Source organism: Sandarakinorhabdus sp., from assembly GCF_040398645.1.
In the GTDB taxonomy this organism is placed as follows: domain Bacteria; phylum Pseudomonadota; class Alphaproteobacteria; order Sphingomonadales; family Sphingomonadaceae; genus Sandarakinorhabdus.
This window is the reverse complement of the sequence record NZ_JBBATR010000058.1, coordinates 6,053-14,408: the sequence shown is the minus strand read 5'-3', so window position 1 is coordinate 14,408 and position 8,356 is coordinate 6,053. Positions and strand designations below refer to the sequence as shown.

Annotated in this window: 5 protein-coding genes; 3 read left to right on the top strand and 2 right to left on the bottom strand. The window is 63.8% G+C overall.

The window, feature by feature from the left end; all coding sequences use genetic code 11:
* Both ABWP50_RS11245 and ABWP50_RS11240 read left to right on the top strand, forming a co-directional pair.
* On the top strand, nt 1-1,118 hold a 1,118-nt coding region (locus ABWP50_RS11245), incomplete at its 5' end, for an acyl-CoA dehydrogenase family protein (RefSeq protein WP_353218076.1).
* 102 nt (nt 1,119-1,220) lie between these two features.
* The gene (locus tag ABWP50_RS11240; protein ID WP_353218075.1) at nt 1,221-2,447 is read left to right on the top strand and encodes an acyl-CoA dehydrogenase family protein; all 1,227 of its coding nucleotides are present in this window, start codon (nt 1,221-1,223) and stop codon (nt 2,445-2,447) included.
* A gap of 141 nt (nt 2,448-2,588) precedes the next feature.
* On the opposite strand, the gene ABWP50_RS11235 is transcribed toward ABWP50_RS11240, so the two are convergent.
* Nucleotides 2,589-3,362 (bottom strand): phosphatase PAP2 family protein, encoded by a 774-nt coding sequence (locus tag ABWP50_RS11235; protein WP_353218074.1) that lies wholly within the window; start codon nt 3,360-3,362, stop codon nt 2,589-2,591.
* Between the two features lie 217 nt (nt 3,363-3,579).
* On the opposite strand from ABWP50_RS11235, the gene clpA reads away from it, so the two are divergent.
* Nucleotides 3,580-5,931, top strand: a complete 2,352-nt coding sequence (clpA, locus tag ABWP50_RS11230) for an ATP-dependent Clp protease ATP-binding subunit ClpA (protein WP_353218073.1) — start codon at nt 3,580-3,582, stop codon at nt 5,929-5,931.
* Between the two features lie 268 nt (nt 5,932-6,199).
* Here clpA and ABWP50_RS11225 read toward each other — a convergent pair.
* Nucleotides 6,200-8,356: TonB-dependent receptor family protein (locus tag ABWP50_RS11225; RefSeq protein ID WP_353218072.1), on the bottom strand; the 2,157-nt coding region annotated here is incomplete at its 5' end.

Genomic DNA, 8,356 nt, shown 5'->3' with positions numbered 1-8,356 from the left:
AAGTTTTGGGAGCAACGGCTGTGAATTTCGATTTTTCCGACGAGTCCAAGGCACTTGGCGATCAGGCCCGCAAATTGCTGGCCGAGCGCGCCGGCACTGGCCCCGCCCGCAAGGCGATGGCAGACGGCGCGCCGGCGATGGACGCGGCGCTGTGGAAGGATATTGCCGAGCTGGGCTGGACCGCGGCGCGCGTGCCCGAAGCGCACGGCGGCCTTGATCTGAGCGTTGAAGAAGTCGCGCAACTGGCCGAGGCAGCCGGCGGCAGCCTGGCGCATGTGCCGCTGGTGTCCACCCTGCTCGCCACCGAAGCACTGCTTTTGGCGGGCAGCGAGGCGCAGCAGGCCAAGTGGCTGCCCGGCATCGCCAGCGGCGCCACCATCGCCGTTGTCGCCTGGAACGAACCCGGCGCCATCACCCCGGCGACGGTGAAAACCCGCAGCGCTGGCGGCATGCTGACCGGCGTGAAGCAGCCGGTGGCCGATCTGGGCCTGGCGCACATGGCGATTGTGGCCGCCGCTGGCCCGGATGGCCCGCAACTTTACATCGTGGATTTGGCCGGCGCGGATGTTGCCAGCGTCGAAACCGTCGATCTGGTGCGCCGCCATGGCAAGCTGACGCTGAACAACACGCCGGGCGAAGCGCTGGGCACGGCGGATGATTATCAGAACTGGCTGGACCGCGCTGCGATCATCCTCGCCTACGAAGCCATCGGCACCGCTGGCGCAGCGATGGCGATGAGCGTCGAATATGCCAAGACGCGCGTGGCCTTTGGCCAGAAGATCGGCCGTTACCAGTCGGTCAAGCACAAGTGCGCCGACATGTATATCAAGCTGGAGCTGGCGCGCGCCCATGCCCTGCACGGCGTGGCGATGATCGGCATGAACGGGCCGGAATTGCGCCAGGCCGCGGCGGCTGCGCGGGTGGCCAGCCTGGATGCGCTGGGCTTTTGTGCCGAGGAAAATGTGCAGCTGCACGGCGGCATCGGCTTCACGTGGGAAAGCGATTGCCAGTTTTACTACCGGCGCGGCCGCACGGCAGTGGCCGCGCTTGGCCCGCGAGGCTGGTGGGCGGACCGGCTGGTGCGCGCGCTGGAACAGCGCAACCGCGCCGCCGCGTGACAAAACACCGTCTTGGCAGCGCGCCGCGCTGACGAGACGCTCTGGCAAATGATTTTGGATGAGCCGCGCGCGCAGTGCGCCTTGGCTCAAAGGGAGAGCAAGATGGATTTCAACGACAACGCCCAGGAAGCCGAATATCGCGCCCAGGTGCGCGCCTGGCTTGAGGTGAGCGCCGCCGAATATCGCGAGCCGATGAGCGAAACCCAGACGCTGCCGCAGTTCATTGCAAGGTCAAAGGCGTGGCAGGCCAAGAAGCATGCGGCGGGCTACACCGGCATCACCTGGCCCAAGATGTTTGGCGGCCAGGGCCTGTCGCCGATGCACAGCATCATCTACGGCCAGGAAGAAAGCCGCTTTCACGTGCCGCAGGGCCTGTATTCCATCGGCCTGGGCATGTGCATCCCCACCGTGTTCAGCCACGGCCAGCCCGATGCCATTCAGCGTTACGTGCCCAAGGCGCTGGTCGGCGAAGAAGTCTGGTGCCAGCTGTTTTCCGAACCGGCCGCCGGCTCCGATCTGGCCGGTATCCGCACCAAGGCGGTGAAGGACGGGGATGATTGGGTGATCGACGGCCAGAAGGTGTGGACCAGCTTTGCCCACGCATCGGATTTCGGCATCGTGGTGTGCCGCACCGATCCCAGCCTGCCCAAGCACAAGGGCCTGAGCATGTTCATTGTGGACATGAAAGCGCCGGGCGTGACCGTGAAGGGCATCAAGCAGATGTCGGGCGGCAGCGATTTCAACGAAGTGTTTTTTGATGGCGTGCGGGTGAATGATTCGCACCGGCTCGGCGCCGTTGGCGATGGCTGGAAGGTCGCGCTGACCACCCTGATGCACGAGCGGCTCGCGGTGGGCGGCAAGCCGCGTTATGCCCCGGGCTATGAAACGCTGATGAAGCTGGCCGGCGGTGTTGACGGTGCCGACGGCAATCCAGCCATCGGTGCATCCGATGTCCGCCAGAAAATCGCGCAGACCTATATCAACGATCAGGGCATCAAGCTGACCCAGATGCGCGCCCTGTCCGCCCTGTCAAAGGGCCAGATGCCGGGGCCGGAACAGTCGATTTCCAAGGTGGTGGTGGCCAAGACCATGCAGGATCTCGCCAGCTTCGCGCTCGATCTGGCCGGCGGGGACGGCTTTGTCGCCGGCGCCGATGCTGATCCGGAACTGGCCAAGCTGCAAGGCAGCTATATCGGATCAGCCGGCCTGCGCATTGCGGGCGGCACCGATGAAATCCTGCGCAACATCATCGCCGAACGCGTGCTGGGCCTGCCGGGCGACATGCGGCCGGACAAGGATACGCCGTTCAATCAAGCGGTGGCGGTGTAAGGCGGAAGATTAACAGCCTCCGGCGGGCAGGGGTGACCCCTGCACCCGGTTGTTGGTTTGGGGCTTGGTTTCAAAGGCTTGGACCAAGCCAGAACGAGAGTGGTGCAGGGCTCAGCCCTGCCCGCCGGAGGCTTCTATTTCTTACCCGGCCGGACAACCCTCCGGCACCGGCGCGAGGCTCAACTCGGCGCTGGCTTTGGCGAGATCGGCCTTGTAGTCGGCGGTGTCGGCGATCTGTTGATACAGTGCGGTGGCCATCAGGCGGCCGCCGGCCACATCGGATGCCCAGTGCACCCGGCAGGCGATGCGCAAATCACCGGTTTCCTTGCCAAATTTCAGCAGGGCGGCGCTGCGTTCGGGCCGCGCATCGGCCAGGATCAGGCCCCACAACCAGCCCACGGCGGCATGGCCGGACGGATAGGCAAAGCCGAGCGCCTTCCCGCCATCCACCGCCGAAGCGGGGTCGCAGGCCTTGCCGCGATCGGTGGTGAACGGGCGGGCGCGCTTGTGATACTCTTTGGCGGCGGTCACGGCGCGCGCCAGATCGGCGCCGGCGCGCTGCAGCAGCTTCATGGTGTTTGCGGTTGCCGGCGCGGCAACGGCGGCGCCCAGCGCGCAGGCCACCGCCTTTTGGTAATCGGGGCTGCCAATACCGAGCTGGCCCTGCGCCTTGCGCCAATCCGGGCCGCCGATGCCGCGCTTGCTCAGGCGGTACAGGTAGCGATCTGCGCTGTCTTCGCTGCTGCCGGGCAGCGGCGGCGGCGGCAGCAAGCGCACCAGTGTGAGCGGCGACCGGTCAGCCAGATAGCCTGTCATCGCTACTGCCGGCCGCGCCGGTTCGATCATCATTGCAGGCTGGGCGGCGACAGCCGCAGGCAGGGCGAGGGACAGTATTGCCAGATTGATCCGCAGCATGGTGATTCCTCAAGGATAATGCGACTATCATGGCGGCGGCGGGCCGAATTGGCCAGAACTTGCTGTGCGGCCTTGCCACATCAAATAATACCAGGATGGGCTGTTTGCCCCTTGATGTTTGGGCAGGCGAGGCAGACATTCCAATTCGGCCAGGCGACAGGCCCGGCCGGCAACAGATGCAGCTTCATTCCACGATGGCTGCGTCCCGGAGACTTCGATGCCCTCGTTCACCCGCGAACTCGAAAAGACACTGCACAACGCTCTGGCGGAAGCTGCGCGCCGTACCCACGAATATGCCACGCTGGAGCATCTGTTGCTGGCGTTGACCACCGATACGCACGCCGCCCAGGTGCTGAAGGCGTGCAATGTCGATCAGGATGAGCTGCAGAACCAGCTGATCAAATATCTGGACACCGAATTGTCGGCGCTGAAGGCCGATGCCAGCATCGATCCATCGCCCACTGCCGGCTTCCAGCGGGTGGTGCAGCGCGCCATCCTGCATGTGCAATCCAGCGGCCGCGAAGAAGTGACCGGCGCCAACGTGCTGGTCGCGCTGTTTTCCGAACGCGAAAGCCACGCCGTGTTTTTCCTGCAGCAGCAGGACATGACCCGGCTGGACGCCGTGAGCTTCATCAGCCACGGCATCGCCAAATCCGGCCAAACCGAAGCCAAGCCGCCCAAGGGCGCCGCCGAAAATGGCAATGGCCGCGACGAGCCGGAGGAAAAGCCGGCCAAGGCCGAAAAGTCCGAGAAAAAGGGCAGCGAGAGCGCGCTCAAGCAATTCACCGTCAACCTGAATGACAAGGCCAAGCTGGGCAAGGTCGATCCGCTGATCGGCCGCCATGCCGAGGTGGACCGCACCATCCAGATCCTGTGCCGGCGTTCCAAGAACAACCCGCTATATGTGGGTGATCCCGGCGTGGGCAAAACCGCGATCGCGGAAGGCCTGGCGCGCAAGATCGTCGAAGGCGCGGTGCCTGATGTGCTGAAGCCTGCTGTGATTTACAGCCTGGATATGGGCGCGCTGCTGGCTGGCACGCGCTACCGCGGCGATTTCGAAGAGCGGCTGAAGAATGTCGTCAATGAGCTGGAAAAGCTGCCGGATGCGGTGCTGTTCATCGATGAGATCCACACGGTGATCGGTGCCGGCGCCACCAGCGGCGGCGCGATGGATGCCTCCAATCTGCTCAAGCCGGCGCTGTCGTCGGGAGCGATCCGCTGCATCGGTTCGACCACCTACAAGGAGTTTCGCAATCACTTCGAAAAGGATCGCGCCCTGCTGCGCCGGTTCCAGAAAATCGACGTGAACGAACCGAGCGTGGAAGACAGCATCAAGATACTGATGGGCCTGCGCTCCAGCTATGAAGATCATCACAAGCTGAAATACACACCCGATGCCATCAAGGCGGCCGTGGAGCTTTCGGCGCGTTACATCAACGACCGCAAGCTGCCGGACAAGGCCATCGACGTGATCGATGAAACCGGTGCGTCGCAGATGCTGCTGCCCGAAAACAAGCGCAAGAAGACCATCGGCGTCAAAGAAGTCGAAGCGGTGATCGCCACCATGGCGCGCATTCCGCCCAAGAGCGTTTCGACCGACGACAAGGCCCAGCTGCAAACGCTGGACGCCGATCTGAAGCGCGTGGTGTTCGGCCAGGATGCCGCCATCCAGAAGCTGGCCAGCGCCATCAAGCTGGCCCGCGCGGGCCTGCGCGAACCCAACAAGCCGATCGGCTGCTATTTGTTCAGCGGCCCGACCGGGGTGGGCAAGACCGAAGTGGCCAAGCAATTGGCCAGCATCATGGGCATCCCGCTCACCCGGTTCGACATGTCGGAATATATGGAACGCCATTCGGTCAGCCGGCTGATCGGTGCGCCTCCCGGCTATGTCGGCTTTGATCAGGGCGGGTTGCTTACGGATGCCGTCGATCAGCAGCCGCATTCGGTGCTGCTGCTTGATGAAATCGAAAAGGCGCACCCCGATCTGTTCAACATCCTGCTGCAGGTGATGGACAACGGAAAATTGACCGATCACCACGGCAAGACGGTGGATTTCCGCAACATCATCCTGATCATGACGACCAATGCCGGCGCCGCCGACATGGCGCGTGAAGGCATCGGCTTTGGCGCCACCACCCGCGAGGGGGAGGACGAAGAAGCCATCAAGAAGATGTTCAGCCCGGAATTCCGCAACCGCCTGGATGCCGTGGTGCCGTTTGCCTATCTGCCGCCAAGCGTGGTGGCGATGGTGATCGACAAGTTCGTGCTGCAACTGGAAATGCAACTGGCCGACCGCGATGTCCACATCAGCCTGACCGAAGAAGCCAAGGCCTGGCTGATCGAGCGCGGCTATGACCGGATGTATGGCGCACGGCCGATGGGCCGGCTGATCCAGGAGAAGATCAAGCAGCAGCTGGCCGAGGAACTGTTGTTCGGCAAGCTGGTCAATGGCGGCGAAGTGCGCGTGCACGCCAAGGACAATGATCTGACCTTCGAAATCGTGCCGGCCATCAAGAAACCGAAGGCCAAGAAAGCACCCAAGGCGCAAGCCGCTTCCAGCGAAGCGTGACGCGCCGATAACGGCACAAACAAAAGGGCGGTGCCGGCTGGCACCGCCCTTTTTTTGTCCGTCAGCGCGCCTGAAACGGACCAGCTGGAATCAAGGCTTGCTGATCAATCCTGAGACAAGAGCAAAGAGCCTCCGGCGGGCAGGGCTGAGCCCTGCACCACTTTCGTTTTGGTTCGGTCCCAACCTATCAAACATGGCACCAAACCAACAAAACGGGTGCAGGGGTCACCCCTGCCCGCCGGAGGCTCGTCTATCGCTTGTCATAATATCAGTACCGAACGGTCACGCCCGCCTGCACAATCCGCGGCTGGCCCGGCAGCACACCGCGGGCGCGGTCGACCACGTACAGGCGGTCAAACAGGTTGCGCGCCGAAACAAACACTTCCCATTTGCCCTGCGGCGGGCCGTAGGACAGCGCGACATTCAGCTGCGCCCAGCCGCCGATGCGGCCGCGCTGGCCATCCGGGGTTACCGGGATCAGATTGGTATCATCGCCGAACAGGCTGGATTGGCCGACCACCTCGACCTGGCCGGTGAAGCCTTGGTGTTCGATGCCGACAGCGGCGTTGATCAGCCATTCGGGGCTGTAGGGCAGGCGATTGCCGCGCACATCGCGGGCCGCGCCGCACGCCGCCGGGCCGGAACCGGTGGCGATCAATGTGCCGGCGGCCGCGCCATCAAAACACGGCACCACGGCGATGCGTGTGCTGTTGAACCGGGCATCGGCAACCCAGGTGGCGGACGCGCGGGCAAACACATCCGTGTCTGCATCTGTCCAGCCGCCGTCGCGGCTCGACAAGGTGAGCGACAGTTCCGCGCCGCGGTGCAGCGTGCTGCCGGCCGACGTGAGTGTGGTGCCAATGCCGCCGGCCACCGATTGCGACACGATCTGATTGGAAAAATCCATCAAGAATACAGCGGCATCGCCCTTCAGGCCTTTGGCGATGGTGCCGCGAATACCAGCCTCCCAATTCCAGCTGAGCTCTGCATCCAGATCGACCGATCCGCCGCCGGCCGTGATGATATCCTCCACGCGCGGCGGCGCGAAGCCGCGGTGCACGCCGCCATAGATGATGGCATCGGGCGCCGCCGTCAGCGTGAAGCCGATACCGGGCAGCAATTTGTCGAGATTGGCCTGCGCGCTGGTCGCTGTGGTTCTGGTGCCGCCGGGCCGGCCGGCGACCAGCACATCAACCGGCAGATTGCGCCTTGCATAGTCGATGAACTCGGCGCGCACCCCCGGAATCAGTGCCAACGCGCCAAATTCCAGCCTTGATTGGAAGAAGGCGGCAAAGGCAGAGGCATCGCGCTGGTTGTTTTCGCGCACCCCGGCATTGACACCGGTGCCGGCGGCGCGCGCGGTGGGCGTGTCGCCATTCAGTTGGCGGCGGCGCTGGCGTTCTTCGTGGAAACGAATGCCAAGCTCGGTCTCGCCGCTGAAGCCCAGCCCCAGCAGATCATGATCGAGGCTGAGCCGGCTATCGACGCCCCAGGTGTCGTAGTTGCGCAGGCGGCCTTCGTTGCCGCAGCTGCTGCTCAGATTGGCAAGCCCGCCGCAAGCCGGATCGCTGGCATCGTTGGGGCGCTGGCCGCTGTTGGATGATTGCCGCCACCAATCGCGGGCGAAATAATGATAATAGCCGGTGGTGCGCAGGGTGGCCCCGTCGGCGATGTTCCAGCGGTGGGCGAGCGCCGCGCTCAGGCGTTCGGTCTGGAAATCATCGTTCACAAACATATTGCCGCGCGGGTCAGCGGCAAATTCGGCGCGGGTCAGCCCCGAATAGCTGATCTGGCTATCTTCGCGAAAGCGCGACAATTTGAGCGTGATGCCGTGATCAGCGCCCAGATCCCAGCTGGCCTTGGCATAGATATCGGTGAAGCGCAGATGCTGGTTGGCGCGATTGCCGTCGGTTTGTTTCTGGTTGATGTGCAGCAGCACGCCGCCGCCCAGCGCGCGTCCGCCGATCAGCCCATCAAGATTGAGGGTGTCGCGGTTGCCGGCGCTGCCGGTGAAGCGCGCCGTGAATTGATCGGGTGTATCCGGGGTGATGTAGTTGATGACGCCGCCGATGGTTTGCGGGCCAAAGCGCACCTGACCGGCACCCTTCAGCACCTCAATCCGGTTGAAGCGTTCGATGGGCGGATGATAATAGGCCGAATTGTCGCCGTAAGGCGCAAAGCCCAGCGGCACACCATCTTCAAGCAGCAGCACCTTGGTGGACCGAATCGGATTGAGGCCGCGAATGCCGATATTGGGGCGGGCGCCGGCGCCTTCTTCATCACGCGGGAACACGCCGGCGACCTGGCGCAGCGCATCGTTGACGGTGAACACGCGGCTGCGCTTCATATCGGTTTCGGTGACGAGCGCCGCGGAGCCGGCAATGCGGCCAGCGCGGATGGGATCGCCCACCACGATGATTTCATT